Origin of the sequence: Kitasatospora sp. NPDC001309 (genome assembly GCF_042896295.1) — a bacterium.
Lineage (GTDB): Bacteria > Actinomycetota > Actinomycetes > Streptomycetales > Streptomycetaceae > Kitasatospora.
Genome location: NZ_JBIAXC010000001.1, coordinates 150,118 through 177,076, shown reverse-complemented (window position 1 = coordinate 177,076; position 26,959 = coordinate 150,118). Strand labels below are relative to the sequence as shown.

Below are 26,959 nucleotides of genomic sequence, written 5' to 3'. Positions count from 1 at the left end.
ACTCCGGGGCCGGCCGGTCACGGTGCGCGGTGGGCCGCACCGGTGGTGGCCGGGGGTGCGCCCCGGAGCCGTCCGAGGGGTGGGTCAGCTGCCCGGGCCCTCCTCCCAGCGTCGATTCCGTACGGCCGGTAGGCCCAACACTACGGCCCCGGCGGCCACTTGCCAGACCGCCCCGAGCAACAACACGTCACCGGCGCCGAACCGGTCCGCCAGCGGACCGGCCGCCGCCAGTCCCAGCGGGCCGAGGACGAAGGCGCCCAGCGCCCCGAAGGAGGTCAGCCGGCCCAGCAGCTCGGCCGGCACCCAGCGCTGGGTGGTGGTGCTGAACAGCGTCCCGCAGACCGCCGAGCCGACCCCCGCCACCAGCGCCCCCGCGACCACCCAGGGCAGCGCCACCCCCGCCGCCAGCGCCGCGGACGGCAGCGCCCAGGCCAGACCGGCCACGGTCGCCACCGCGAGCGGACGCCCCGGGCGGCGACCGAGCATCAGCAGCCCGCCCAGCACCGCACCGGCCCCGTACACGCCCATCACCAGGCCCCAGGCCCGGGCGCCGCCCAGCTCCCGCTGCGCGGTGAGCGGGCCGAGCACCAGGAACGGGGCCCAGACCAGCAGGTTGAACAGGCCCATCTGCACGGTGGTGATCCACAGCCACGGGCGCGCGGTGAACTCCGACCAGCCGGAGCGCAGTTCCCGCAGCATCGACTCCCCGCCGCCCGCCGGCACCCGCCCGGGCAGCCGGAGGCCGGCCAGCGCCAGGGCCCCGACGCCGTACGTCAGCGCGTCGATCAGCAGCACCGCGGCCGGGCCCTGGGTCGCCGTGACCAGCCCGGCCAGGGCGGGCCCGGCCACCGTGGACACCGAACGCGCCAGCCCCAGCAGGGTGTTGCCGTCCGCCCGCAGCTCCTCGCGGCGCACCAGAGCGGGCACGATCGCGCCGAACGCGGGCATGAACAGCCCCTCGCCGACCCCCCACACCGCCACCAGCACGACCATCGCCGGGACCGGAGCGTGCCCGGCCGCCAGCAGTGCGGCGAACAGCGCCTGGACGAGGCCGCGTAGGACGTCCGTGCCCAGCATCAGCCGGCGGCTGCCCAGCCGGTCGGCGATCACCCCGCCGGCCGGCAGGACCAGCACCACCGGGAGGATCCGGGCGGCCATCACCCAGCCGAGGTCGGTGCCGCTGCCGCCGGTGCCGCCACCCGCGCCGCCGCCGTCGAGCACCGCGAAGGCGACCGCGACCGGAGCCATCGAGGAGCCGAGGAGGGAGGTCGTGTACCCGACGAAGAAGCGGGTGAATTCACGCTCGCGCAGCACGGCGAGCCGGTCTCCCGGCCGCCGGGGGCGGGCCGGGGTCCGTTCGGTTTCCACTGCCATGGGCAGTCAGTCTGCGCGCGCCGGGGAGCCGGGTTCAAGGGTTTCCGGGGGAAAAGTTGAGCCTTTTCGCCTCAATGTCTGGAGGGGCCGGTTCTGCCGCAGTAAATTGGCCCTTTCGTGGCCATTGAACTGCGGTTTACTGCGGATCACCGCTAGCCTGGACGGTGATGCGAGACAGTCGTTTACTGCGGAAGAAGGCCGATGTGACGGAGCTCCCCCCGGTCGAGTACGGCCTCGCCGTCGAGCACTACCTGGCCGCCTCCGGACTCTCCGAGGGCTCCCGGCGGATCTACCGGATCGCCCTCCACACCTGGGCCTGGGCGCTCGCCGACCGACCCGCCCCCACCGGCCCCGAACGGCGGCGCGCCCGCCCGCCCGTCCTGCCGCTCGCCCTGCTCGACCACCCGGACGCCCCCGGGCGGCTGCACACCGCCGTCGCCCGCCGCGCCGCCGCCACCGACCCGCGCACGCTCAACCGCGAGCTCTCCACCCTGCGCGCGGCCGTGGCCTGGTGGCGCGCCCAGGGCTGGATCGACGGCGACCCGAGCACCGCCCTGCGCCCCGGCCCGCTGCCCGCCGAACCGGCGGAGGGCGGGAGCCGCGCCGGGGGCGGGGCCAGGGCCGGGGGCGGCCCGCTGGGCAAGGAGCAGCTGCGCGCCCTGTTCGCCCGCCGGGCGCCGCTGCGCGAGCAGACGCTCTGGCACCTGCTGCACGAGTCCGGCGCCGCCATCGAGTCCGTCCTAGCCCTCGACACCGACCAGTTGGACCTCCCCGGCCGCCGCACCCGCCCCCGCTCCGACCGCCCCGGGCTCCGCTGGGGCACCGGCACCGCCCGGCTGCTCCCGCTGCTGGTCGCCGGCCGCGCCGGCGGCCCGCTCTTCCTCACCGACCGCCGCGCCCCGGCCGGCACCCCCGCCGCCGACCGCTGCCCCCACACCGGCCGCGCCCGGCTCTCCTACCGCCGCGCGGCCGAGCTCTTCACCGCCCACACCCGTCCGCTGTCCGAACCGCCCGGCGCCGGCTGGACCTTGCGGCAGCTGCGGTCCCGGGCCCGGTAGGCCGGACAGGGCCTGGCCGCGCGCCTTCGACTACCCCTCCGGCGGCATGACAGCGCGGCGGCCCTGCGGGAGCAAGTCGTCGAGTGCCGCCGACAGTTGGGCCGGTGACGGCCGGCCGGCCGGGTCGAGCCGCAGGCAGGCGTCGACCGCCCCGGCGAGCGGGCGGGGCAGCCGGCGGCGTCGGGACACCGGGGGCGCCGGGGTCAACGGCTCGCCGTCGAAGGGGAGTTCGCCGGTGGCGGCCTCGTACAGGGTGATCCCGATGCCCCAGACGTCGGTGGCCGCCGTGAGGTCGCCGCCCAGGAGCTGCTCGGGGGCGAGGTAGCCGTCCGTGCCGGCCCCCGGACGGCCCGGGCCCGGCGGGCGGGCGATGCTGAGGTCGAGCACCTTGGCGCGGCGGCAGTCGATCACCACGTTGGCGGGCTTGAGGTCGAGGTGCAGCAGGTGCCGGCCGTGCAGGTAGCGCACCGCCGAGCAGAGGTGCAGGCCGAGCAGCGTGAGGTCGGTGGCGGCCGGGCGGCGTGCGCTGCGGTCGATCAGGTGGGCGAGGGTCTCGCCGCTGAGCGTCTCCAGCACCGCGTACGGCTGCGGGCGTTCACCGGTGCCGTAGCCGCGCACCAGGTGCGGGTGGGTGAACGCGGTCAGCCAGCGGCCCTCCCGGAGCAGGCGCTCGCGCAGTTCGCGGTCGCGGCGGTGGTCGGGCCGGAGCACCTTGACGACGCAGCGGCAGTCGCGCTCCTCGCTCCAGGCGTCGTAGACGTCCAGCCAGCCGGTGCGGCAGAGGTGGGCGAGCACCTGGTAGCCGGGGGCGATCGGCGCCCCGGCGGTCATCGGCTCCCGGGAGCTCACCGCGCGACTTCCGTCGGGGTCGCGGCCCGGGCGAGCCGGGCGTAGTCGTCGTCGTGGGCGAGCAGGTGGCGGTGGCTGCCGGAGGCCACCACGCGGCCTTCGCGCAGCAGGACGATCCGGTCGGCGTTCCGTACGGTCAGCAGGTTGTGCGAGATCATGATCGTCGTCCGGCCGTTCATCAGCCGCCCCAGCGGTTCCAGGATCCGCCGACCCGACTCGGGGTCGAGACCGGTGGTCGGTTCGTCGAGCAGCAGGACGGGCGCGTCCCGGACCATCGCCCGGGCGATCGCGATCCGCTGGCGCTGGCCGCCGGACAGCAGCCGCCCGCGCTGGCCCACCACCGTGTCGTAGCCGTCCGGCAGCCGGCTGACGAACTCGTGGGCGTCGGCGGCCCGGGCGGCAGCCGTGATCTGGGCGTCGGTGGCGCCCGGGCGGCCGTAGGCGATGTTCTCCCGGACGGTGCCGTGGATGACCAGGGTCTCCTGCCACAGCACGGCGACCTGCTCGCGCAGGTCGGTCAGTGCCAGGTCGCGCAGGTCGATGCCGTCCAGCCGGACGGCGCCGCGCTCCGGGTCGTAGAAGCGCAGCAGGAGTTTGGCGACCGTCGACTTGCCGGCCCCGCTCGCGCCGACCAGGGCCACCGTCTCGCCCGGCTCGGCGCGGAGCGAGAGGTCGCACAGCGCGGCGCGGGCCGTGCCCGGGTAGCGGAACCACACCCCGTCGAAGGCCACCGCCCCGCGCACCCGGGCGGCGCGCAGCGGCCGCGGCGGATCGGCCACCTGCGGTTGCTGGTCGAGGAGTTCGATGATGCGCTCGGCGGCGGCCGAGGCCGAGAAGAAGCCGTTGCTGAGCCGCCCGATGCCCTGGATCGGACTGTAGAGCCGGCTCAACAGGGCGACGAAGACGAGGAGTTCACCGAGGGTGAGCCGGCCGTGGACCAACTCCCAGGCGCCCAGCCCGAGCACGATCAGCGCGCCGACCAGCTCCAGCATCTCCACGATCGGCGCGAACAGGGCGCGCAGCCGGGTCGCCGCCATGGTCGCCCGGAACCGCGCCAGGTTCTCCCGCACGAACCGGTCCTGCTCCCAGTCCTGCCGGTTGTACGCCTGCACCAGCGCGATGTTGCCCAGCGTCTCCTCCGCGAGGGCGCTGACCGAACCGCTGCGGCGCCGCCGCTCCCGGGACGCGTCCTTCACCCTCGTCGAGAACCGCCGGGCGGTGAGCCAGAACAACGGCGCGACCACCAGCGCGGTCAGCGCGAGGTCCCAGCGCAGGTAGAACAGCACCCCCAGGAAGACGGCCAGCTCGGCGGCGTACGCGACCGCGTCCAGGACGCCCGAGAGCAGGAAGGTCTCGACCGCCTCGACGTCCGCGGTCAGCCGCGACAGCACGTCGCCGAGCCGCCGTCGCTCGAAGAAGCCCAGCGAGAGGCCCTGCAAGTGCCGGAACACGTCCGCCCGCAGGGCCAGCAGGAAGCGCTCGCTGACCCAGGTGGAGAGCGTCTGGTCCGCGAAGTCGAGGGCCCCCGCCACCACGGTCAGCCCGGCGTAGCCGAGCGCGACCGGAAGGAACAGCCCGAACCTGCGCGGCACCAGCACGTCGTCGACGACGATCTTGAACAGCCAGACCATGGCCGCGTCGACGACCGGGCCGAACAGGACGACCACCACCAGCAGGGCCAGCCAGCGCCGTCCCCCGCGGGTGTAGGGCCAGAACCGCCGGAACGTGCGCCGCAGCGACACGGCCGGCGCCGGGGCGACGACCGGATCGGTCCGGCCGTCGCCGTCACCGGTGTCGACGGCCGTCAACCGCCGCAGTGACCACACTCGCTCGTCCTGACCAGGGGACCGGAAGCGGTCCGTCGGTCGTCAGTGCCCGTGCTTGTTCTTGCGGCCGTGACGACGACCGCGACTGGTCGTGTTGTTGGTGTTCCGGTCCTCCTTGTCGTGCCCGCGGTCCTTGCGGGACTGCCGCATCGCCGGCAGGAGGTTGGCGAGGATGCTCATCACTGCCACCTTTCACTCGGTCGTACCCCCACACCGGGAGGTACGGACGGGCGGGCGGGGATGCTCAGCGGTGTTCGGCGCGGGCCCGGTTCGGTCTCCTGACGGGGCCGTTCCCGCGTACGTCACGGGCTCGGCCCCGCCTACGTCACAGGGCCGTTCCGGCGGGCCCGGGGACCGTTACCCAGCCGATGGGCGACCGTGACGCGGCCGGGCGGGGACTGCGACACGGCCCTCCTAGCGTCACTGACGACGCACCGGCCGTACCAGCACCACGGGCCGCGCCCCCGGTGCGCCGTTGGCGGGAACCGCGGTCCCGCCACTGACGCGTCCACCAGAGCCACGAAGGAGACCCCCGCCATGAGCAGGAGCCGTACCGACCGTTCGCCCGCCCGCCGTCTGCTGGCCGTCTGCGCACTGACCGGCGCCGCACTGGTGACCGTCGTCACCGGCGGACAGGCCTGGGCCGACGGCACCCCGCAGCCGGCCCCCGCCAAGCCGTCCGCCGCCCCCTCCAACGCCGCGCCGGGCGGCGCGGCCGTCGGCGGAGTCCGTCCGAGCGCCGCCCCCGCCAAGCCCGGCCAGCCGTCGGCGTCGGCGCCCGAGGGCGCCGCCCCGGCGGTCGCCACCGCCACCGCCACCCCGTCGCACGGCCCGGCCGGCTCCCAGCCGCAGGTCCGCGAGGTGCCGAAGGGCGCCGCCCAGGCCGGTGACGGCTCGGGCGCGACCGACGGCAACGGGCTGATGCTGGTCGGTGGCGGCGCCGTCGCCGCCGTCGGCGCCGGTGCGCTGGGCTTCGCCGTCCTGCGCCGCCGTTCCGGTGCGCGTGGCTGACACCCGTCCCGGGTCCGCCGGGCACCCCGGCGCCCTTCCCCCGCACCCGGCCGGGCGGGGAAGCGGCGCCGGGGTGCCCCCGGCGGCGGGGACCGACCGGCGGGGCGGTCGTGGGCGGCGGCGGGCCGCCCCGCCCGGCCCGAGCCTGCTGCGGCGGAGCGTCTTCGGTACGGCCGGCCTGCTCTGCATCGCCCTCGGCAGCACCCTCGCCCTGTCCGGCCGCGACACCCCGGTGGTGCGGATCGAGACCTCCGGCCACGCCCCGGCGGCCGGTGCCCCCGCCGCCGGCGCACCCGCCACCGCCCCCACCGCCGGCGCGCCCGCCCCGGTCGGCGCGCCGACCGCCGGTGACCAGCCGCTCGCCCCCTCGCCGCCGAACCGCCTGCTGATCCCCTCGATCGGCGTGGACGCCCCGGTGACCGACCTCGGCCTGAACTCCGACGGCACCGTCCAGGTGCCCTCGGCCGACCACGCCGACCAGGTCGGCTGGTACCGCAACGGCCCCGCCCCGGGCGAGGCCGGCCCCGCCGTCCTGATCGGCCATCTCGACACCAAGAACGGCCCGGCGGTCTTCAAGCGCCTGCCGGAACTCCACGTGGGCGACCGGATCGGGATCCGGCGGGCGGACGGCCGCACCGTCGACTTCACCGTCCGCAGCCTGCTCCAGGCCGCCAAGGACCGCTTCCCCACCGACGCCGTCTACGGCGACACCCCCGGGCCCGCGCTCCGGCTGATCACCTGCGGCGGACGGATCGGCCCGGACGGGCACTGGACGGACAACATCATCGTGCTGGCCGACCCGGCCTGACCGGGCCGGAGCCGGGCCCGGTAGAACTGGGGACGACCACGGGGAGCGACGAACCGACGCCGCGGCCCACCGCGTCCCACTCCGGGACCCGGACGCCCGACCGCCTGACGTCCGACGCCTGACGCCGGACGTCCGACGCCCGACCGACCGCCCGCCTGACGTCCGACACCAGACGCCCGGCGTCAGAGGCCCGACCGCGACCGAGGAGGACGAGCACCGACCGTGGCAGCACCGACCCCGCTCCGCCGCCGCCCCGGCGCCGTCCCCGCGGCCGCCCTCGCCGTCCTCGCCGCCCTGACCGCCCTCGGGGTCCTGGCCTTCGGCCGCGCCGCCCCCGGCGGCCTGCGGGACGACGGTCCGCGCCCGGCCGTCGCCCCGCCCAGCCCGTCCGCGGTGGCCAAGCCGCTCTGGCCCGACCTGGCCACCGCGCCGCCGCCGCCCACGTCCCCGACCGACGCCACCTCCCAGGCCCCGCCGCAGCCCGTACCCGACCTGACCGTGCCCGGGCACGACCTCACCGCCGTCGACGTCCGCACCCTGCTCGCCAAGGACCCGGCGGTGAGCGCCGAGGAGCGCCGCGCGCTCGACTCCTGCGCCGGGTGCGAGGTGCGGGCCCCCGAGTTCCGCGACCTCACCGGGGACGGCCGGCCCGAGCTGATCACCGCCGTCGCCACCCCCGGGGCCCTCGTGCTGCACGTCTACACGCTCGCCGACGACCGGGTCGTACCGATCCTGCGGGCCCAGGTCCAGCAGATGTCCAGCGCGGCGACCGTCGACTCCGACCTCTGGCTGTACGAGCCGACCACCTACGCCACCCGCACCAGCAGCCACTACCACTGGGACGGGCACCGGCTCGCCCTGGTCGAGCGGCGGGTGGACGGCGTCGGCCTGCTCCCGACCGCCGACCCGGGCGCCGAGGCGACGTCCGCCGCCGGCCCGGACCGCGTCCCCGTGCCCGTCCCCGGCCCGGCGCGCCCCTCCTCGGGGCCGAAGCAGCCCCCGGCCGCCGGGGTCGCCTCCCCGTCCGCCGCCCGACCCACCTCCCAGCCGTCCGGCCCCGCCGTCGTCCCGGAAGCGAAGCGATGACCACCGCAGCCGCCCCCGCCCAGCCGCACATCCTGCTCGTCGAGGACGACGAGGTGATCCGGGAGGCCACCAGGATGGCCCTGGAGCGCTACGGCTTCCCGGTCACCACCGCCGCCGACGGCCTGGAGGGACTGGAGGCCTTCCACGCCGTCCGCCCCGACCTGCTGCTGCTGGACGTCATGCTGCCGCTGCTCGACGGCGTCGGCCTCTGCCGCCGGATCCGGGAGGAGAGCCAGCTGCCGATCCTGATGATGTCGGCCCGCACCGACCCGGTCGACGTGGTGTCCGGCCTGGAGGCGGGCGCGGACGACTACGTGGTGAAGCCGTTCGAGAGCGCCGTCCTGGTGGCCCGGATCCGTACGGTGCTGCGGCGCGTCCGGGTCGCCCCGGCCGTCGAACCCGGCCCGGCCGCCGCCGTCACCCCGGCCCCCGAGGTCCTCGACGACCCCGTCGCGCCCTCCGCCGCCTCCCTCCGCACCGTCGACGGGCTGCAGGTGGACACCGACAGCATGGAGGTACGGGTCGACGGCCGCCTCGTCCCGCTCACCCCCACCGAACTGCGGCTGCTGCTGGAGTTCACCGCCGCCCCCGGCATCGTGCTGGAACGTTCCGCGCTGCTGGAGCGCGTCTGGGACTACGAGTGGGGCGCCGACACCCGGGTGGTGGACGTCCACGTGCAGCGCCTGCGGGCCAAGATCGGCTCCGGCCGGATCGAGACCGTCCGCGGCTTCGGCTACAAGCTGCGGCGCCCGGCATGACCCCGCGCCGGCCGACCCTGCGGCGCGTACCCCTGCGACGCCTGGCCCTGCGGCGCATATCCCTGCGGCACATGGCCCTGCGGCGCATGACCCTGCGCCGGCAGATCGCCACCGCCGTCGCCACCATCTCCGTCCTGGTCGCGGTCACCGTCGGCCTGCTGGTGCACCAGGCGATGATCCGCCAGCACGTCGACCAGGCCCGCACCGCGGCCGCCACCGCCCTCGGCTCCGCGCTGACCGACTACGGCCGCGGCACCCCCGGCCCCGGCGCCGCCGTCGACGACCCGGCCCTCCCCGCCCGGCTGCGCGAACTCGCCGCCGCCGGCCGGCAGGGCTCGCTCCTCGCCGCCGACCCGCAGGGCGAGTCGATGTGGGCGGCGGGCCCGGTCCAGGGCGGGGTGCTCTCCGTCCGGGTGGACTTCACCCAGGACCGCCGGGCGATCGCCGACCTGGACCGGATCATCCTGATCACCGTGGTCGCCGCGGTGTTCACCACCGTGCTGGCCGGCGTGCTCGTCGCCGACCGGATCAGCCGCCGCCTGCGCACCGCCGCCACGGCCGCCCGGGGCATCGCGGCCGGCGGCACCGACACCCGGATCGGCGAACTCGTCGACGGCAGGGACGAGGTCGCCGACCTCGCCGCCGCCGTCGACCTGATGTCCCGCACCCTGCACCGCCGCCTCGCCGACGAACAGCGCTTCACCGCCGACGTCGCCCACGAACTGCGCACCCCGCTCACCGGCCTGGTCACCGCCGCCGAACTGCTGCCGCCCGGCCGCCCCACCCAACTGGTGCAGAACCGGGTCCAGGCCCTGCGCGCCCTGGTCGAGGACCTCCTGGAGGTCTCCCGCCTGGACGCCGACGTCGAATCCCCCGACCTCTCCGCCGTCCCGCTGGAACGCGCCGTCCGCCGCACCGTCACCCTCACCGGCCTCGACGTCACCGTCGACATCAGCTCCGACACCGCCGGCACCTCCGACACCGCCGACCGGCAGGTCCGCACCGACCTGCGCCGCCTCGACCGCATCCTCGGCAACCTGCTGCTCAACGCCCACCGCCACGGCGCCGGCCCGGTCGAACTCCACGTCGACGGCCGCCGCATCACCGTCCGCGACCACGGCCCCGGCTACCCCGACGACCTCCTCCACCACGGCCCCCAGCGCTTCCGCACCAACGCCCCCGAACGCGGCCGCGGCCACGGCCTCGGCCTCACCATCGCCACCGGCCACACCCGCGTCATCGGCGCGACCCTCACCTTCAGCAACCACCCCGCCGGCGGCGCCGTCGCCACCCTCACCCTCCCGCCCGGTTAGGGCCCGCCAGCGTTCAACGAACTCCCGCCCGGCCACCCCCTGTCCGCCACCGGCGAACTCCCGAACCGCCACAGCCTCTGGATTCCGCCGACGCCGGACGGAACCCTGGTGCCGTGACAACCGGCGCCCCGGGACGACCGGCGCGCCGGGCCCGGGGAGGAGCGGACGTGACGGACGAGGACGCGGCGTGGCGGCGGCGGGAGGAGCTCAGCCGGCTGGCCGCCACGCACACGGTCGCCATCGACGCCCCGGGGAGCCTCGGCTCCGGGTTCCTGGTCGCCGAGGACACCGTGCTGACCTGTGCCCACGTCGTCCAGGGCCACCTGGAGGTGACGGTGACGGCCCAGGGCCGCACCCTCGTCGCCGACGTGGGCGCGGTGTTCCCCGAACCCGACCCCGCGGTCCGGGTCCAGGGCTTCCCCGACCTCGCCCTGCTGCACCTCCGGGAGCCGCTGCCACTGCCCGGTGTGTGGCTGGGCGAGCGCGCCCCCCAGGAGGGCACCGAGGTGGTCGTGCACGGATTCAGCCACGAGACCCTGGAGTCGGGCCCGCAGCACGACAGCCTGCGCCTCCACGTGGCCGGCGGGAGCGGACGGTTCGTCAGGCTCCAGGGCGACCGGGTCGTCGCGGGGTTCAGCGGCGGCCCGGTGCTCGACCTCCGGACCGGCCGGGTGTGCGGGGTGCTCAAGACCTCGCGCGACGACCGGCAGGAGGCGGGCGGCTGGCTGGTCCCGGTCGACGCGGTGCGCGCCCACTTCCCCGCCCTGGCGGAGGCCAACGACGGGCACCACCGGCCCGGCACCGACTGGTGCGACCTCGCGCTGGACCGGGCCGGACGGCAGAACAGGCTGTTCGGACGCGACCGCCCCCGGCCGAGCAGACGTCCGCCGACCCCGGCCCAACTCCTCACCCACGGGGCGATGCCGTTCCTGGACCGCCCGGAACTGGCGGACCTCCGACGGTGGTGCGACGAGGAGCCCGACCTCCTGCTGCGTCTGCTGCACGCGCCCGGCGGCTCCGGCAAGACCCGGCTCGCCACCGAACTGTGCGGCCTCATGGGCGGGGCGGGCTGGATCGCCGGCGTCGCGGAGCGGAAGGCGCTGGACCGGCCGGAGTGGACCGCCGGGCTCACCGCCGCCCTCGCCGACGGGATCCCCGTGCTCGTCGTCTTCGACCACGCCCAGGCCCGGCCGGAGGACGTCTGCGCCCTGCTCGAACACGTCGACCGGTACGGGCCCGACCGGATGCGGCTGCGTGTGCTGCTGCTCGCCCGCGCGGACAAGCCGCTCTGGCAGGCACTGCAGAGCGGCCTCGACGACGGGGTACTGGCCGACGCGAGCGTGGTCCAGCTCGCCAGGACCGTCCCCGCCCCCGGGGACGCCTCCGTGGCCGCCACCGCCTTCCGGGTCTTCGCCGAGCGGCTCGGCTCCCCGCGACTCACCCCGCCGTCCACCCTGGACGCCCGCGCCGACCGGGAGGGCTCGCTCCTGGGGGTGCTGGCACTCGCGCTGGACGCCGTCCTGACGCTGCGCCAGGGCCGCACCTGGTCCCCGGACGGCGATCCGCTCGAACGGGTCTGCGACCACGAGATCAGGATCTGGCACTCCACGCTCACCTGGTGGGATCCCCGGGAGCCGTCGTTCGCCGGCGAGAGCGGCAGGCTGCTGGCCGCGGGGCTCCTGCTGGTCCCCACGCTGGCCCCCGGCAGGCAACGGGCCGATCTCGTCGCGGTGTTGGAGCAGGTCCACGCGGCGGTCCTCCCGCACCGGCCGGTCCCCGACATGCTTCGCGTCAGCACCGCGCTGTGGGCGGTCTACCCCGCCGAGGGCGACCAGGTCGCCCCGCTGCGGCCGAACCGGATCGGCGAGGTCCTCGCCCGCCGGGTGCTCAGCACCCCGGAGAGCTCCGGCCACACCCACGCGTACCTCACCGCGCTGCTGTCCCCCACCCGTACGGACCCCGCCCGTACGGTCCCTACCCGTACGGACCCCGCCCTCGCCGGGCCCGCGCAGGAGCGGTTCGAGGCGGCGAAGGCGGCCGTCGAGGTGCTCGCCCGCGCCCGCGGCTGCACGGACGTGGGCCGGATCGCCGCCCACCCCGCGCACCGCGCCCTGGACGCCGTGCTGGCGCGCGCCGTCGCCGACCGGCCGGACGTGCTCCTGCCCGCGCTGGCGGCGAACGGCGCCCTGCTGCCCCACGCCGAGCCCCTCGCGGCCGTCATGCTGACCGCCCTGGAGTCCTGCGAGCCCCCGCTGCTCACCGCCGTGGAACAGCGGCTGCCCGGCTATCCGTCGAGCATGTCGCCGGTCTCGGTCGTCGTCCTGCGCCGGCTCCTGGAGCTTCCCGACGAGGAGTTCACCGAGGCGGACCAACTGCTGAGGCTGCGCAGGCTGGTCGGCTACAGCCTGCGGCTCGACGACGTCGACCCCGACGGCACCGGCCACGACGACGCCGACCCCGACGACGCCGACCCCGGCGACACCGGCCACGACGGCACCGGCCCCGGCGGCGCGCGGGACACGGCGGCCCTGACCGCGGCCCGGCAGGCCGTCGGGCTCAGCCGCGACCTGGTCCAGCAGACCGGACGCCACCTCCCGGAGTACGCGACGGCGCTCCACAACCTGAGCCTGCTGCTGCACCACGCCGGCCGGACCGTGCCCGCCCTGGAGCAGAGCAGGTCCGCGGTCGCCCACTACGAGGAACTGCTCGCCGACACCGAACCGAGGGACCGGCTGCGGCAGGTACGGCTGCTCGACACCGCGACCGCGCTGAGCCTCCTCGCCGTACTGCGCCTGGAGGACGGCCAGGTGGACGCGGCCCACGGCGAGGCCGCCCGCAGCGTACGACTGTGCGAGGCGGCCGCTCCTGGGGTCCGACAGGAGGCCACCCTGCTGTCCTGCGTCGAGGTGCTCGCCGAGTGCCACCGGCGGACCGGCCGGACCGCCGAGGCGGTGGCGGCCGGCGAACGGGTCGTCACCCTGCTGCGCGACCTGGCCGAACGGCACCCGGGGCGCTACCTCGCCCGGCTGCCCGACGGGCTGCACCGGCAGGCGCTCGCCCTGATCGGCGCCGGCCGGGACCGGGAGGCGTACCTCGCCATGCGGGAGGCCGCGCACCTGCGCGCCGACCTTCCCGCCGGGAACCGTCAACGCCTCGCGGCCCAACGGCAGTCCCTGCGGGTGCTGGTCCAACTCGGCGGCGAGATACGGGAGTTTTCGGCCGAGACGAACTCTTGGGTGGAGCAACTGGCCGCCATGGGAGATCATGGCGAACGGGGCCGTCCCACCGGAGGCCCACCCGACAGCCGGTAGGGAGCGCCATGACCATCGACGACCGGACGTCCGCCACGCCCGCCCCGATCCTGCGCCACGAGGCCGTCGAGGTCTTCGCGAACCGCTTCGGGCAGCTCAACAACGACCTCGTCGTCGGCCCGGGCGGCGCACCCGGCAAGTACCTCCGCTGGCAGTGGGCGCAGACCGGTGTGGTGGTGGTCCCGGTCGGCCCCGAGGGCATCGCCCTGGTGCCCTCGTACCGCTACCCGGTGGGCGCCGTCTCCCTGGAGTTCCCGCGCGGCGGCTGCGAGCCGGGCGAGAGCCCGGAGGAGGCGGCCGCACGCGAACTCCGGGAGGAGACCGGCCTCTCCGCCTCCTCCGTGCGGACCCTCGGACTGGTGCACGCGGACACCGGGCTGATCGAGACCGGCATCCACGTCTGCTGCGCCACCGTGCTCCCCTCGGAGGAGGGTTCCGCCCGGCCGGAGGCGATGGAGTCGGTGAGCCCGCCGGTCTGGGTCTCCCCGGAGGAGATGGCGGAGTGGCTCCGCGGGGGCCGGATCACCTGCGGGGTCACGCTGGCCGCCTACGCCCTCGCGGCCGCCGACTCCGGCGTGCTGTCCCCGACCGTCAGGGCGTGATCAGCCGCCGAGGGTGATCATCCGGTGCAGCGGGTCGAGGTGCCGCCGCGGCCCCGTCGCCACCCGCACCTCGTCGCCGTCCGGCGCGGCCGCGCCGAACCCGGCCACCACGTCGAGCGAGAGGTCCCGGGCCCCGTCGAGCGGCGCCCCGCGGACTTCGAGGCCCACCCCCAGCCGACCGGTCACCGTGTCCTCGTCCAGCCGGAAGCGCATCAGCCGGGTCTCGCTCCGCAGCCGCGCCCACGCCAGGCCGTCCGTACCGCGGAAGGTGCGCTCGAACGCCTCCAGCATCCACGCGCTGAACTCGCCGACCGACTGCCGCAGCACCGCGTCGTCCGGCCGCAGCCCCCGGCGCACCTGGCCGAGCTCCCGCACCAGGGCGTTCCGGGAGGGCTGCTCGACGGCCTCCAGCACCACCTCCAGGGGGAGTTGGGACAGCAGGAGGTTGTCGAGCAGGACGGCGGGCAACCCGGCCTCCTCCACGATCCGGCGGCTCCGCGCGGCCGACAGGGTGCCCGACCCGTCCCGCGGTCCGGCCATGCCGACGTCCAGCACACCGGGCAGGGCCCGGCGGTAGGACTCGCCCGCCCACTCGTCCACCGACTGCAGCGCGAGGATCAGCTCGGCGCTGCTGCCCGGGTCCTTCACCCGGTACTTGTCCAGCCAGTCCCGGAGCGCCTTGTAGTCGAAGGGCTGCTGGTCGGCGATCCAGCTCCGCGCGTCCTCCAGCGCGGTCCGGGTGCCACCGGTGGCGTGCCGGCTCGCGACGTCGATCCTGGCCAGCACACCGGCCTTGAAGCGCGCCGCCACCGCCGTCCCGTCGTAGCCCACCGCGTGCGCCGCCGACATCGCCGTCAGCCGTGCGACGTAGCCGGGCTCGGGCACGTTCGTCACGTTCCGCCGCCTGTGGTCGTCCCTGATCTCCCGCAGGGTCCTCCCCGCGCGCACCGCCACCCGGATCCGGCCGGACTCCAGCAGCGGGGCGAGGTCCGGCAGTTCCGCGCCCTCCTCCGCCCACGGGACCTGCCGGGCCTCCTCGGCCGAGACCAGCGCCCTGAAGTACCGGTTGTTGAGGCTCTGCGAGTCCCCGATCAACAGGGCGTCGGCGAAGAGCACGTGCAACAGCACCCGGGACCGCAGGTCGGACGCCCGGTCGATCGGCGCCGCGGCGTGCGGCTCCACGTCGGAGAGGTAGATGCGCTCCGCGCCCGCAGGCGGCGATTCCGTGCCCATCGGTACCAACCCTTCGCCCCTCCACCGGAGTTCCCGTCGGGGATACTAGAGCGCCGGCCGACCGCCGGCTTCAGGAATCCCGCATTTCGATTGCGCGGAATCGACGCCATCTTTGGAGGCGGAATGTCGGACCTCGTCCGGGTCGAGACACCCGACGGAGGCACCTTCTGGGCCCGCGTCGAGGACGAGGGCGGCCCCCGCGACGTGGCCTTCCGCGGCCTCACCTACCGGCTCGACGACCTCACGGACACCCTCCATGCCGTCGTGGGCAGCGTCCGCTCGGGCCTGCGGGCCGCCGCCCCGGACGAGTTCACCCTCGAATTCGGCATCGAGCTCTCCGTCAAGTCCGGCCTCCTGGTGAGCGCCGTCGCGGGATCCAGCGGCAAGGCCTCCCTCAAGGTCTCGGCGACCTGGAAGAAGGACGAGGGAACCACCGCCACGGTGCGCCCCGAGGCCGAAGAGGAAGAGACAGAGGAAGCGGAATCGGAATCGGAATCCGAAGAACCGAAGGAATCGGGCCCACCGGCCGCCGCCAGCGATTGACCACGTCCCGCACGGACGCCCCGACACGCGGAGGGGCCGGCTCGATCATGATCGAGCCGGCCCCTCCGACGTCTCCGCCACGGAGCCCCCTGTCGGGTTCGAACCGACGACCCCCGCTTTACAAGGACAGTCGTTCGACACCCAGCGTGACCTGCGGCACGCCTACCTTGCCGGTTTCCGAGCTGTCTCGCCGCGGGCGCCCGCGATTCACCGCCACGTACCGCCCGTTCTGGCACGCCCGTGGCACGGCCGGGCGACGTCTCTCCGCTCAAGCCGAAGGCAGCCGGAAGGCTGCAGACGGCCGCACGCCAGGTGTCATGAGAGACAAGACCTGCCGTAACGCGGGGAACGCGATCAAGCACCAGCTTTGCAGGAAGCGAGTAGGCCTCACCTACCAGTGGCACACTGTTGGTGTGACCGCGCCCGAGCCCAGCCCCGACAGCCGTTTTGCGATCGATCTGGCTTGGCACAACACTGACCAGCTCGCTCGACCCGCCAACCAGTTCCTTGTGTCGGTAGGCCTACCGGACACAAGCGGTCAACCTGACTCGGTCTACCTCACGATCGGGCAGGTAGAACCGCCGGTTCTAAACGGAACGCCGGCACAGATGGAACAGCGCCTACGCGAGATGGGTTCCCTCCGGGTAGAGACTCTGGGACGATACGTGCTCTCGCGTGCCCGGCTGCAGGAGCTGATCGACGTTCTGCAAGGCGCAGCTGAGATATTCGACAAGACAGGGGGGAGTGATCTCGGTGACACCGCAGACGATGACGCTAAGTAGTGGGAATGGTGTCGGCCAGATCCGAGTTGGCTTGCCCACAACAAACACGTTGGTCGCCCACGTCACCCGAATGCTCGCTGTGGCGCAGAGCAGGCCCGTTGTCGTAGCCGTTCCATACGCTGCGGCTGATCAAGCCATGGATGTTGACTCGTACGACCGTCGACTGCGCGCACCGATGTCTCAGGAGGCAGCAGCAGAGCTTCGACGTCACCTCCAAACTGGTCAGCTAGCTCGGCGCAAGGTGCGGTCGCACGATTGAACGATCTGGTCTGGCGCTTCGCCGATGGAACTGATCGGCAGCGTCTTGAGACCTTCACATGCACTCATCCGGCGCCTGCTTCCGCCTTTAAGCGGAAGAAGCCAGTGCCTCATCCGCGCCCCTGGGAACTGATCGTCCAGAAGTGGTTCCATGAGAAGGCTCCCTCTCTGGCGCTGCCAGGGCGAACTGACGATTCACGCGTGTGTATAGCAGTCGCGGCAGATGAGAAGCTCGCTGCCGCGGCTGCCCACATGCTCCCTGCACCTGAGTACGACAGCTGGCTTCGGGAAGCGCTGGGCGGCTACGACGGACCCATTCGGCTGCTGGCAGCGATGGGCGTGGCGTTGGGGTGGCGTGGGACTGGCGGGGGCGTAGCCGATGAGCTCTGTGACAGGGCGCTCAGTGACGCAGTCGAACGATCTCGGAGCGAAAGCACTCTCGTCGTATGCCGGATCGACCTACGCAACCGTGCCAGTGAGCGCATGGCTGCTCGGAATGGCTTCACACCCCTAACGGAGGGTCCGGACGAGTTGGATCCGGACATGAGGCAGTGGTACGTCGTTGCCGACCCGTGAGCTTCCAGGGCAGGCATCCAGGGCGGTGGAGCGGTTTTGGCCGGTGTCCTGTCCGGTCTGGGGTCGAGCATGATCGGGGGGCCGTAAGCTGCTGCGACTCGGTCAGGGCTTTGGGGCCTGACCGCAGTTTGGCCGAGTGGCCCCCCGGTCTTGCTCGACGCGGGTCCCTGGCCGGGGAGGTGGGTAAAACCGCGGAGCCGCCCGCCCCAGCCACCCTGCTGCCCCTGACCGGGCGGTCGCGCCGGGACCGGGCGCCAGCCCGCACGCCCGGCGTCGGCCGCCCGGGGCGGGGCAGCGGCGCGCGCAGGGCGCGCGCCCTTGACCCAGTAGAGCGGAATTCGGCAGTGACTCCAGTACGGCTTCGGGGTTCGCGTACTACAGCGTGACGGTGGCTACGGCGGCGTCGTCGTGAGCCTTGCCGCGGGGCCAGCGCTGGCCGTTGATGTCGCTGAGTTCGGCAGTGCGGACTTCCCGGATGAGCGCGGCCGGCCCATGGTCGCGGATGAGCTTCAACGCCTCGGTCCAGTCGGCGAGGTGGAAGCGGTCGACCAGGCGGGACGCGCCGTCGCTGAGCATGGTGAAGCCGGTGACGTCGGCGCGCGGGACGCTACCGGTGAGGGCTGCGTACGCGGCGGAGGGGTCCGCGGTGGCCACCCAGAAGCCGTCCTGCTGGTTGCGGTGGGCGCGCATGGCCTCAACGTAGCCACGAAGGGCGTCGGCGTGGGCGGGCGTACCGGTGGGCACGGCATCCATGGAGCCCCGGAGGGCTGCACCGACCTGGGCTTCGCGGTCGTCGGTGATGGCGACCGGGCCGGCGGTGGGGTCGGTGTGTTCGAGGATCAGGGTGGAGTCGGCGAGTACCAGGTATTCGAGGTCCTGACCGGTGAGGCGAACCGCGATGACGGTGGCGGACGGCGTACCGGGGTGGGTGAGGTCGCACTCGGGGTGCAGTGCCGCGGTGGTGGTGATGGCATCCGCGAGGCAGTCGGTCAAGGCCCGGTCGGGCTGGTTGGTGACGCTCGCAAGGAGGTTGACGCCGAGCCGGGTGACGAACCACGCCACGCCATGGGCACAACCGCAGTCGGATCCGGGCGGGGTGCCGGCGCCGTCGAGCAGGACGACGGCGCTCGGGCTGGCTGCGATGAAGTCCTCGTTGGGGCGGTCCAGGCGGGCGGGTTCGGTCGCGATCTCCAGGTGCACCCGGTCAGTCTGCCTCGTGCCGGTAGAACGGCGACAGTAGGCGGACGCGTACGGGCTCGTTGTCCTGCGGGTTGTAGTCCACGTTGAGCAGGACGGAGAACCGGTCCGTCCCGGCCTGCCGGTACAGGTCGGCAAGGTCGTTGACGATCAGGTGGACGACGCCAAGGGTGCCCTGGGGGTGGATGCCGGTGAGGACCATGATCAGGCCTTGGCCGTCGGGCCGCGGGAGTCGTCCGAGGTAGGCCACGTCCGAGTTGGTGCTGGGGTCGGAGTCCATCCCGGAGCGGTGGGCGATGCCGGTCTCGCGGTCGCGGAGTGTCCAGGGCCCGTCCTCGGCGCGCTCGAAGCAGATCGACGGGTCCTGGGCGAGCACGCCGGCGACGTGGCTGGAGAGCCTGGGCCCGCAGATGACGATCATGTCCTCGCGGTTGAGGTCGATCTCACCGCCGATCGGCACATGCTCGAAGCTCGGCTCCAGCTTGTACGAGCGGGCGAGATCGCCGAGCCGCTGGGCGGCCGCGAAGTCCTCGGCGGCCAGGACCGGGCGGGAGTTGCCGGCTTCCTGCTTGAGCGGGGTGGCGATGATCAGCCGCGCGTTGCCCAGGAACGCACCTTCGGGCGCGGGGGCCGACTGCTTGAGCTGGTGGATCCGGCCTCGGGTGAGTCCGGCCTCGGCGGCGATCTGGGCGTAGGACATGCCCTGCTCGTGCAGCTCGGAGATCACCCGCTGCCGCAGCCGCGACAGCTCGGTGACCTCCTGCTGAGCCTCGGCAAGTCGGACGGTGGCCGCCCGGAGTAGCTCGAACGGATCCTTGATGGCGGCGATCCGCTGCGTTTCTCCCGCCATGTCTCCTCCGGTGTCTGCCCCAGTCAACGCAGAGTCTAGGGGGATAGACAGGATCAGCAAACGCAGGTGTCGGCCAGTTTGCTGTGAGTCGTGGGGCATCGCGGGATCTCCTGACGGCATTGAAAGCCGTCGCTGTATAGGGGGCTATACACCCCGTGAAATGGGCAAGCGGTTTTGGGTGCGGCTTTGTTCTTCTGCGGTGGATGTTAGCTCCGCCCACACGCACCTGAGGTCATCGCCGTCATTGTGCGCGCCCCAGGAGTCGGCCACGGAGTCCACCAGCATGAGGCCCCGGCCGAAGTTGGAGAGTTCGTCGGGGGCCCGGTGGGCGGGGAGACCGTCCCGGCTGCCCTCGTCAGCGACCTCGATGCGAACGCAGGCCGGCGAGTACCGGAGCTCGACCCACACCGAGCCTCCCTGGCCGGACTTGCTGTGAAGGGCGGCGTTGGTCACCAACTCGGAGATGATCAGTTCGGCGTCCGCGGCCCTGGGGTCGTCGCCGAGCGCTTCGCGGACCAGCCTGCGAGCCGCACTCGCGGACTCGGGAACTCCCGGGAACTTGGCGATCCATGGCATGGGGGTACCCCTCTGCTTCTCTGTGGCACGATCGGCCAGACACGTAGCGTGAAGCTCGGATTCGAGCTTGAAAGCTCGGGTCCGAGGTTGTCAAGCTGATGTGAGAAAACGTGAGATGGAGGCGCTCGTGGGAGAGTTGGGGCGGCCGGCATACCTGCGACTGGCCGATGCCTTGCGCGCCGAGATCGTTTCGGGTGACCGGGCACCGGGTTCTCGGATACCGAGCATCGCGGAGCTGTGCCGTGACCACGGGCTTTCGGAACAGCCAGTCCGACAGGCGCTCCGGGTCCTTACTGCCGAGGGGTTGATCGAGGGGCGCCCGGGCTCGGGGACGTACGTGCGCGTTCGGCCGGTGCCGGCGCGGATGGCACGTGGGCGCTACCAGGTCACCGGAAGTCCGTTTGCCGCGGAGAGCCGTGCGCGCGGCGTTGAGCCTTCGTGGTCCTGCGACTCACAGAAGACCTACGCAACCGCTTCGCTCGCTCTTCGACTCGGCATCGCGGAAGGCGATCCGGTGATGCAGAGCCAGTACCTCTTCCGGGCCGACGGCGCGCCGGCCCAACTCGCCACCAGCTGGGAGCCGATGGCCGTTATCGGGGGCACGGCCGTGGTGCTGCCCGAGATGGGACCGATGGCCGGACTGGGCGTGGTGGCACGAATGGCCGGCGTCGGCATTGCGGTCACGCGGGTGGCCGAGGACGTGTCCGCGCGGCCGGTCCTTGAAATCGAGGCGGATCCGCTCGGCATCCCGCTGGGCTCCACCGTGCTCGCAATAGAACGTACACACTGGGCAGGCGAACTGGCAGTCGAAACGGCGGACATCGTGCTTGCCGCCGACCACTTCCGACTGTCGTACGAGATCGACATCCCGCCCCATAAGCCCTGATCAGCCCCGATCTGCCGTCGATGCCGCATCGCGCGGCCGTGACACGCCGTCAAGATCTTTGTATATCCCCCTAGACAACGTCCTCCTCGATGCCTACCTTGTTGTCTACCCCCCTAGACGGCACTCTCGGGGCGGTCGGCCTTCGACTGTCTAGGGGGGTAGACGTGAAGAGAGGTCTTCATGGCCATCCGTGGTGCGATCCCCGTCCGCTTCGAGGACGTGTTCCCCGCCGGCGCCTTCGCCGTCTCCGTCGAGCCGGTCGCGGACTTCGAGGCGAGCAAGAGCGGTGCGAAGGTCCAGGCGCGCGACAAGGCGACCGGGCAGCCCCTGTGGGTCGTCTCGGTGATCGACCCGGACCCGGAGGCGCGCGACACCTCCGCGCGGGTCAAGGTCGTGGCCCCCGTGCTGCCGGTCCTGCCGGACGCCGCGCCGGGCCTGCCGTTCCGGCCGGTCGAGTTCGACGGCCTGACGGTCACCGCCTACGTCAACAACGGCGGCCGGGTCGCGTACTCGCTCAAGGCCACCGGCGTCCGGGCGCCCGCAGCGAATCGCTCCTCGGCGAAGTCCGCGGCCTGACCCGGCACCGCAAGCCCCGGCGTGCGGACGGACGTTGGATCGTGCGCCGGGGCGGGACACCCCAACCGCAACCACATGTGAGATGAGGCGAAACCCGTCATGTCCAAGTTGAGCAACCGCAACATCACGACCGCGCTCCTCACTCTGCTCGCGGCCTGGATCGGCTACTCCTGGGCCGCGACCTACCTCGGGCCGGCCGGCGGACGGCTGGCCATCGTGCTCTACGTCGCCGGTCCCGTCGGCTGGCTGGTGTACCGGACGAACTCTCTGCGTTCGCGCATCCGACGCGGCTGGCCGGAGCTGAGCTACGCCCTGGGGCTTTGGCAGCAGGCACCGCTTCCCCGCTTCGATGCCGCGTACGAATACGTCTGGCCGCGCATCGCTCGGGTGCGCAAGCACCCTGGCGGCCTGGACGTCCTCATCGGGCTGCTGCCCGGGCAGGTCCCCGAGCAAGTCGCAGAGCATGCACTCGGGATCGCGCACGCCTGGCGCGTTCACCGGGTGGAGGTGACCAGTCCGCGGCGCGGGGCCGTGGTACTGCGGGCCTGGACATCCGATCCGCTCGCCCGGCCGTTCACGGTAACGGGCCAGGCTCCCAAGCCTGTTCGGCTCTCGATCCGCGGCCGGCTGAGGGGGTGGTTCAGCCGGGTCCGGTCACTGGCGGGCCGGTGTCGGTTTCGCCTTCGTCGCTTGGCGGGCGGAGCGCGGAAGGTCGCTGCATCGGCCTGGGCGGCTTCGGCACCTGAGCTTCCGGACGCTGGTGGCGGCCTTGAAGCTGTCGCGCCGAGCGGGACGGCTGTTCGCGGAGCTGGCGGCGGAAGCGGAGCTGAGGCCGAACCGCTGGTCCAAGTCCAGTGGCGGTCGGTAGAGATCGGCACCTGCGAGGACGGCGAGCCCTGGCGGCTGCGGCTGCACGGCACGCACGTTCTGGTTGCCGGGGTCACCGGCTCCGGCAAAGGCTCGGTCCTGTGGGGCGTGGTCCGCCGACTGCTCCCCGCGGTGCCCGAAGGCCTGGTGCAGATCTGGGCACTCGACCCCAAGCGCATGGAACTGTCCTTCGGCGCAGGCCTGTTCACCAAGTACGCCAGCGACCCTGCCCACATGGTCGACCTGCTCGAAGAGGCCGTCGACCGGATGCAGGAACGCGCCCTGTCCTTCGCCGGCCGCCTCCGCGCCCACACCCCCACCCTCGCTTCGCCGTTCGTCGTCATCCTCGCCGACGAACTCGCCTTCCTCACCGCCTACCAGCCGGATCGGGACCTCCGTCGCCGTGCCGAGGCGGCCATCGCCACCCTGACCAGTCAGGGTCGTTCGGTCGGCTTCTGCTTCGTCGGCGCGATCCAGGACCCGCGCAAGGAGGTCATGAACCTCCGCAACCTGTTCCCCGACCGGATCGCCCTGCGCATGGACGAAGCCACTCAGGTGGACATGGTCCTCGGCAACGGCGCCCGCGACCGGGGCGCGTACGCAGACCTGATCTCTCCCGACCCCACGACCGGCGCGGGCGTCGGCTACGTCCGCAACGAAGGCCGCCCGACCCCGCTCCGCGTTCGGGCCGCCTACGTCTCCGACACCGAGATCGAAGCCCTCGTCGCCCAGTACGGAGACAACTCCATCTACGCAGTGTCTAGCCCCCTGGACACCAATCCCGAAGGTGGTGCTCGCCCGTGATCCTCACCGGCTCCTTCGTCCTGTTCCTCGGCGCCCTGATCGCGGTCCTCCTCCGCCACAAGGCCCTGAGGGTCACCCACCTGATCCTCTGCGGCGTCTTCGGCTTCCTCCTCCCCGAGACGGGCGTCGCGTCCCTGATCAACAACCTGCTCGCCTGGCTGGCGAAGACCGTCGCCACCATCCACCCCTGACCGGAGGTACCGCCATGACCGACAACCGTCTCCCCAGCGCCGCCAACTACCCCGTCCCCACGCCGAAGGACGGCCAGGACCCGCGCTTCACCCGCGGCATGCTGTTCGACATCGCCCGCCGGATCGAGGACGCCGGCTACCCGCCCATCAACACCGGCCGCGACCTGGTCCGCCTGATGGAGGCCCTCTACACCTTCTGCTACTCGGAAGACCGCCGATGAGCGGCTCCACCGGCTCTACCCGCGCGGAACGGGCCCGGATGCCCCTGGCCCGTTCCGTGCTCCGCCAGGTCGCCGAGGAACACGGCGTCTGCGTCCGGCCGGTGGCCGTCCGCCGCACCGACATCGTCACCGGCCAGACCGAGATCGTCGACATCCCGTGCGGCGCCACCCGAGCCAGCCTCTGCCCGAGCTGTGCCGAACGGAAGCGCCGCCTGCGCGCCGCCCAGTGCCGCGAAGGCTGGCACCTCACCGAGGAACCCGTCCTCGAACCCGACCCCGCCACCAACGCTCAGCAGTACCTCACCGAACTCCGGGCCGACCTGACCACGGCGCAGGCCCTGGCCACCGGCCCGGAGGCCAACGAACTCACCTCCCTCCTCGCCGAGATCGACACCGAACTCGCCGACAGCGGCGTACGCGGCTCCCTCGCCCCGGCTCCGGCCGCTCGCCGGGTCCGCTCCACTCGGCGCCGCCAGGACACCCCCGACCTGCCCCGGCGCCCGGTGGAGAACCGCACCCTCGGCAAGGCCTACACCGCCCCGGACGGCAAGACCTTCCGCCCGTCGCTGTTCCTGACCCTCACCCTGCCCTCGTACGGCCGCGTCCGCGGGGACGGCACCCCCGTCGACCCGACCACGTACGACTACCGCCGGGCCGCTCGGGACGCGCTCCACTTCCCCAAGCTCATCGACCGGTTCATCCAGAACCTCCGCCGCTTCGTCGGCTACGACGTCCAGTACTTCGCCGTCGTAGAACCTCAGCGCCGCCTCGCACCGCACCTACACCTCGCCCTGCGCGGCACCATCTCCCGCGCCGAGCTGCGCCAGGTCGTCACCGCCACCTACCACCAGGTCTGGTGGCCGAGCACCGACCAGCTGCTCCACACCCCCGAGAGCGCACCGACCTGGTTGCCCGAACCCGGCGCCTTCACCGACCCGGCCACCGGCGAACCGCTCCCCACCTGGGACGAAGCACTCGACCGCCTCGACACCGACCCCGCCGCCGAGCCCCTGCACGTGCTCCGCTTCGGACCCCAACTCGACGCCCAGGGCGTCCTCGTCGGCTCCCCGCAGGCCGCCCGCTGCGTCCGGTACCTGACCAAGTACCTCACCAAGTCCGTCGCCGAGTGCCACACCCCGGCCGACGAGTCCGAGACCAATCACGTCGACCGCCTCGCCGCCGAACTCCGCTACGAACCCTGCTCGCCGACCTGCGCGAACTGGCTCCTCTACGGCCTCCAGCCCAAGAACGCCCACCCCGGCCTACGCCCCGGCGCCTGCCGCTGCCGCGCCCACAAGCGCGAACACCTCGGCTACGGCGGCCGCCGCGTCCTGGTCTCCCGCAAGTGGTCCGGCAAGACCCTCACCGACCACCGCGCCGAACGTCGCGCCTGGGTCCTGGGAGTCCTCGGCGACACCGCCGGCCGAACCGAGCCCAACCGCTACGTCTGGGAGCCCGTCCGCCCCGGCGACCCCGACATGTCACCCCTCGCCACCCGCCTCCTGCGCGCCGTCGCCGAACGCGTCCGCTGGCGCCAAGCACTGGACGAAGCCCTGACCCGCGCCGAAGGGCTCGACTCCGCGGCAACCGCCATCGCTCCCGAGAGGAAGGCAGCATGACAACTCCGGACCCCCTCCTGACCACCGCCCAGGCCGCCGAACTGCTCGGGACCACCGAACGGTTCCCCCGCCGGCTGATCGCCGAGCGACGCATCGCCTTCGTGAAGCTTGGACGCCACGTCCGCATCCCGGCCTCGGCCATCGCCGAGTTCATCACCGCTCGCACCGTCCAGCCGGTCACCGTCCGGCGCACACAGCTCAGGAGGGCCGCCTGATGGCGAACAACAGGGGCAACCGCCGGCGCTTCGGCTCGGTCCGCAGGCTCCCCTCCGGCCGCTTCCAGATCCGCTATCCCGACCCGGTCACCGGCCTGATGCGCCCCGGTGAAGAGACCTACCCCACCAAGACGGATGCCGAGGTCGCGCTCACGCTCATCGAGGCTGACATCAAGCGCGAGCAGTGGACGGACCCGGATGCCGGGAACGTCAAGTTGGGCGACTTCGCCGACGAGTGGCTCAAGGACCGCAAGCTGGAAGAGACCACCAGGGAGCGGTACGAGGGCGTCCTTCGGCTGCACATCAAGCCCGCGCTCGGCGAGAAGTTCATCTCCGAGATCACGGCCGCCCGCATCCGTACGTGGCGAACTCGCCTCCTGGAAGGCGGAGTTGGCGAGCCGACCGTGGTCAAGGCATACCAGCTCCTCCGCAGCATCATGACCACCGCCGTGGACGACGAACTGATCAAGCGCAACCCGTGCCGGATCAAGGGCGCCGACGTCTACGACGTCCCGGAACGCCCCGTCCTGACCGTCCCGGAGGTGTACGCCGTGGCGGCGGCCATCCAGCCGCAGTGGCGGGCGCTCGTGCTGCTGACCGCGTTCACCACGCTCCGGCTCGGCGAGCTGGCCGCGCTCCACCGCCGGGACGTCGACCTGGACGCCCGTATCCTCTGGGTCCGCCGAAATCAGGCCGAGCTGAGCAGCGGCAAGCTGATCACCAAGGCACCCAAGAGCCGCGCCGGTTTTCGCCCGGTCTCGTTCCCGGACCTGATCGTCCCCGACCTCGAACGCCACCTGGAGCGTCACGCATCCGAGGGGCAGGACGGCCTGTTCTTCGTCGGCCCCCGGGGTGGCAGGCTCCGCCGGAGCAACTTCCGGGACGACTGGACGGCTGCCAAGGCGAAGGCCGGCGTCTCCCCGGACATCCACTTCCACGACGTCCGGCACACCGGCAACAACATCGCCGCACAGAACGGGGCCAGCACCCGGGAGCTCATGACCAGGATGGGCCACAGCACCACCCGGGCCGCGCTGATCTATCAGCACATGACCAGCGACCGGGACCGCTCCATCGCCGACAAGATGGGCGAGGCCGCCCGGCAGGCCCTCGAAGATGCGAATCCCACTCACGGCTAGGGCATGCCGACCCATGACGCGCCGGGCGGCATGCCCCAATCCCGTCAGCTACTGCACGATGAGCTGCACCAGAAGCGCGCCAAGTGCACCACTCGCACCCGTGACGAAACTGAGCGCTGCCGACCGGGCCAGGCTGCGAAGCAACAGGCGCCTGCCGGCCACCCCTCGCTTTCCTGGGTGACTGCGCAGCACGCTACTCAGTCGCCTAGTCTTTCCGAACACGTAGGCCTCCCTGGGCTTACTTGTGGGCTCCCTCGACCAATTGCTGTAGGAGGCGCTGGTCGATGGGAGCCCTTGGCGTTTGAGCAGCATCTAAGCACCAGATTGACAGTCAGAATGGGCTCCAGAAACGGATGTTGATCATCCGGATCGAATGCTCGCAACATCGCGCGCGCACGCCCGGGCGCGCGCGTCTAACACAAGATCCGCA

At 72.9% G+C, this 26,959-nt stretch carries 26 protein-coding genes; 18 read left to right on the top strand and 8 right to left on the bottom strand.

Features of this window, described 5'->3' with window-relative positions:
• Nucleotides 1–84: 84 nt before the first annotated feature.
• Complete coding sequence (locus ACFY2K_RS00855) at nucleotides 85–1,374, bottom strand: MFS transporter (protein ID WP_380526244.1); 1,290 nt, start codon at nucleotides 1,372–1,374, stop codon at nucleotides 85–87.
• A gap of 203 nt (nucleotides 1,375–1,577) precedes the next feature.
• On the opposite strand from ACFY2K_RS00855, the gene ACFY2K_RS00850 reads away from it, so the two are divergent.
• Entirely contained in the window at nucleotides 1,578–2,432 is an 855-nt protein-coding gene (locus ACFY2K_RS00850; protein ID WP_387709066.1) for a hypothetical protein, read from the top strand.
• 30 nt (nucleotides 2,433–2,462) lie between these two features.
• Here ACFY2K_RS00850 and ACFY2K_RS00845 read toward each other — a convergent pair whose 3' ends face one another.
• From ACFY2K_RS00845 to ACFY2K_RS00835, 3 genes are read right to left on the bottom strand one after another with little or no spacing between them, the layout of a single operon-like run.
• Nucleotides 2,463–3,281, bottom strand: a complete 819-nt coding sequence (locus ACFY2K_RS00845; RefSeq protein WP_387709064.1) for a serine/threonine-protein kinase — start codon at nucleotides 3,279–3,281, stop codon at nucleotides 2,463–2,465.
• Nucleotides 3,278–5,089, bottom strand: a complete 1,812-nt coding sequence (locus ACFY2K_RS00840) for an ABC transporter ATP-binding protein (RefSeq protein WP_387709062.1) — start codon at nucleotides 5,087–5,089, stop codon at nucleotides 3,278–3,280. The genes ACFY2K_RS00845 and ACFY2K_RS00840 overlap by 4 nt, the downstream gene beginning before the upstream one ends.
• 60 nt (nucleotides 5,090–5,149) lie before the next feature.
• Nucleotides 5,150–5,287 (bottom strand): hypothetical protein, encoded by a 138-nt coding sequence (locus ACFY2K_RS00835; RefSeq protein WP_375881624.1) that lies wholly within the window; start codon nucleotides 5,285–5,287, stop codon nucleotides 5,150–5,152.
• Nucleotides 5,288–5,644: 357 nt separating this feature from the next.
• On the opposite strand from ACFY2K_RS00835, the gene ACFY2K_RS00830 reads away from it, so the two are divergent.
• The 7 genes from ACFY2K_RS00830 to ACFY2K_RS00800 all read left to right on the top strand — a co-directional run bounded on the left by ACFY2K_RS00830 (nucleotide 5,645) and on the right by ACFY2K_RS00800 (nucleotide 13,996).
• Nucleotides 5,645–6,118: a hypothetical protein gene (locus ACFY2K_RS00830; RefSeq protein WP_375881622.1), complete on the top strand. Its 474-nt coding sequence runs from the start codon at nucleotides 5,645–5,647 to the stop codon at nucleotides 6,116–6,118.
• On the top strand, nucleotides 6,111–6,926 hold the full coding sequence (locus tag ACFY2K_RS00825; RefSeq protein ID WP_380594509.1) for a class F sortase: 816 nt from the start codon (nucleotides 6,111–6,113) through the stop codon (nucleotides 6,924–6,926). Before ACFY2K_RS00830 ends, ACFY2K_RS00825 begins: the two co-directional genes overlap by 8 nt.
• 222 nt (nucleotides 6,927–7,148) lie before the next feature.
• Nucleotides 7,149–8,012 carry a hypothetical protein gene (locus tag ACFY2K_RS00820; RefSeq protein ID WP_387709059.1) on the top strand — a complete coding sequence of 288 codons (864 nt, stop codon included), beginning with the start codon at nucleotides 7,149–7,151 and terminating at the stop codon, nucleotides 8,010–8,012.
• On the top strand, nucleotides 8,009–8,770 hold the full coding sequence (cseB, locus tag ACFY2K_RS00815; RefSeq protein WP_380526232.1) for a two-component system response regulator CseB: 762 nt from the start codon (nucleotides 8,009–8,011) through the stop codon (nucleotides 8,768–8,770). Before ACFY2K_RS00820 ends, cseB begins: the two co-directional genes overlap by 4 nt.
• A 71-nt stretch (nucleotides 8,771–8,841) precedes the next feature.
• Nucleotides 8,842–10,083, top strand: coding sequence for a sensor histidine kinase (locus tag ACFY2K_RS00810; RefSeq protein ID WP_380594513.1), 1,242 nt, complete (start codon nucleotides 8,842–8,844; stop codon nucleotides 10,081–10,083).
• Between the two features lie 167 nt (nucleotides 10,084–10,250).
• Nucleotides 10,251–13,394, top strand: a complete 3,144-nt coding sequence (locus ACFY2K_RS00805) for a trypsin-like peptidase domain-containing protein (protein ID WP_380526228.1) — start codon at nucleotides 10,251–10,253, stop codon at nucleotides 13,392–13,394.
• Between the two features lie 8 nt (nucleotides 13,395–13,402).
• On the top strand, nucleotides 13,403–13,996 hold the full coding sequence (locus ACFY2K_RS00800) for an NUDIX hydrolase (RefSeq protein ID WP_375881606.1): 594 nt from the start codon (nucleotides 13,403–13,405) through the stop codon (nucleotides 13,994–13,996).
• Here the strand turns inward: ACFY2K_RS00800 and ACFY2K_RS00795 are convergent, their stop codons facing one another.
• Nucleotides 13,997–15,229, bottom strand: coding sequence for a hypothetical protein (locus ACFY2K_RS00795; RefSeq protein WP_380526226.1), 1,233 nt, complete (start codon nucleotides 15,227–15,229; stop codon nucleotides 13,997–13,999).
• 123 nt (nucleotides 15,230–15,352) lie between these two features.
• On the opposite strand from ACFY2K_RS00795, the gene ACFY2K_RS00790 reads away from it, so the two are divergent.
• Together ACFY2K_RS00790 and ACFY2K_RS00785 are read left to right on the top strand one after the other, a co-directional pair.
• Nucleotides 15,353–15,772 carry a CU044_2847 family protein gene (locus tag ACFY2K_RS00790; RefSeq protein ID WP_380594521.1) on the top strand — a complete coding sequence of 140 codons (420 nt, stop codon included), beginning with the start codon at nucleotides 15,353–15,355 and terminating at the stop codon, nucleotides 15,770–15,772.
• Nucleotides 15,773–16,185: 413 nt separating this feature from the next.
• Entirely contained in the window at nucleotides 16,186–16,554 is a 369-nt protein-coding gene (locus ACFY2K_RS00785) for a hypothetical protein (RefSeq protein WP_387709055.1), read from the top strand.
• 1,209 nt (nucleotides 16,555–17,763) lie between these two features.
• Here ACFY2K_RS00785 and ACFY2K_RS00780 read toward each other — a convergent pair.
• From ACFY2K_RS00780 to ACFY2K_RS00770, 3 genes are all read right to left on the bottom strand, one after another.
• Nucleotides 17,764–18,588: a protein phosphatase 2C domain-containing protein gene (locus ACFY2K_RS00780; protein WP_387709053.1), complete on the bottom strand. Its 825-nt coding sequence runs from the start codon at nucleotides 18,586–18,588 to the stop codon at nucleotides 17,764–17,766.
• Nucleotides 18,589–18,592: 4 nt separating this feature from the next.
• Nucleotides 18,593–19,435: a sigma factor-like helix-turn-helix DNA-binding protein gene (locus ACFY2K_RS00775; protein WP_363648594.1), complete on the bottom strand. Its 843-nt coding sequence runs from the start codon at nucleotides 19,433–19,435 to the stop codon at nucleotides 18,593–18,595.
• 144 nt (nucleotides 19,436–19,579) lie between these two features.
• Nucleotides 19,580–20,011, bottom strand: coding sequence for an ATP-binding protein (locus ACFY2K_RS00770; RefSeq protein WP_387709051.1), 432 nt, complete (start codon nucleotides 20,009–20,011; stop codon nucleotides 19,580–19,582).
• Nucleotides 20,012–20,126: 115 nt separating this feature from the next.
• Between ACFY2K_RS00770 and ACFY2K_RS00765 the strand changes: the two genes are divergently transcribed.
• The 8 genes from ACFY2K_RS00765 to ACFY2K_RS00730 all read left to right on the top strand — a co-directional run bounded on the left by ACFY2K_RS00765 (nucleotide 20,127) and on the right by ACFY2K_RS00730 (nucleotide 26,529).
• The gene (locus tag ACFY2K_RS00765; protein ID WP_387709049.1) at nucleotides 20,127–20,897 is read left to right on the top strand and encodes a GntR family transcriptional regulator; all 771 of its coding nucleotides are present in this window, start codon (nucleotides 20,127–20,129) and stop codon (nucleotides 20,895–20,897) included.
• A gap of 180 nt (nucleotides 20,898–21,077) precedes the next feature.
• A complete protein-coding gene (locus ACFY2K_RS00760) occupies nucleotides 21,078–21,473 on the top strand; it encodes a plasmid replication, integration and excision activator (RefSeq protein WP_387709047.1) in 396 nt (131 codons plus the stop codon).
• A gap of 99 nt (nucleotides 21,474–21,572) precedes the next feature.
• A complete protein-coding gene (locus ACFY2K_RS00755; RefSeq protein WP_387709045.1) occupies nucleotides 21,573–23,144 on the top strand; it encodes an FtsK/SpoIIIE domain-containing protein in 1,572 nt (523 codons plus the stop codon).
• Nucleotides 23,141–23,335 carry a hypothetical protein gene (locus ACFY2K_RS00750; protein ID WP_387709043.1) on the top strand — a complete coding sequence of 65 codons (195 nt, stop codon included), beginning with the start codon at nucleotides 23,141–23,143 and terminating at the stop codon, nucleotides 23,333–23,335. Before ACFY2K_RS00755 ends, ACFY2K_RS00750 begins: the two co-directional genes overlap by 4 nt.
• Before the next feature lie 14 nt (nucleotides 23,336–23,349).
• Nucleotides 23,350–23,556: a hypothetical protein gene (locus tag ACFY2K_RS00745; protein WP_380588248.1), complete on the top strand. Its 207-nt coding sequence runs from the start codon at nucleotides 23,350–23,352 to the stop codon at nucleotides 23,554–23,556.
• A gap of 38 nt (nucleotides 23,557–23,594) precedes the next feature.
• Nucleotides 23,595–25,175, top strand: a complete 1,581-nt coding sequence (locus ACFY2K_RS00740) for a replication initiator (RefSeq protein ID WP_387709041.1) — start codon at nucleotides 23,595–23,597, stop codon at nucleotides 25,173–25,175.
• Complete coding sequence (locus ACFY2K_RS00735; protein WP_387709040.1) at nucleotides 25,172–25,390, top strand: excisionase family DNA-binding protein; 219 nt, start codon at nucleotides 25,172–25,174, stop codon at nucleotides 25,388–25,390. Before ACFY2K_RS00740 ends, ACFY2K_RS00735 begins: the two co-directional genes overlap by 4 nt.
• The gene (locus tag ACFY2K_RS00730; protein ID WP_387709038.1) at nucleotides 25,390–26,529 is read left to right on the top strand and encodes a tyrosine-type recombinase/integrase; all 1,140 of its coding nucleotides are present in this window, start codon (nucleotides 25,390–25,392) and stop codon (nucleotides 26,527–26,529) included. The genes ACFY2K_RS00735 and ACFY2K_RS00730 overlap by 1 nt, the downstream gene beginning before the upstream one ends.
• Nucleotides 26,530–26,959 lie beyond the last annotated feature (430 nt).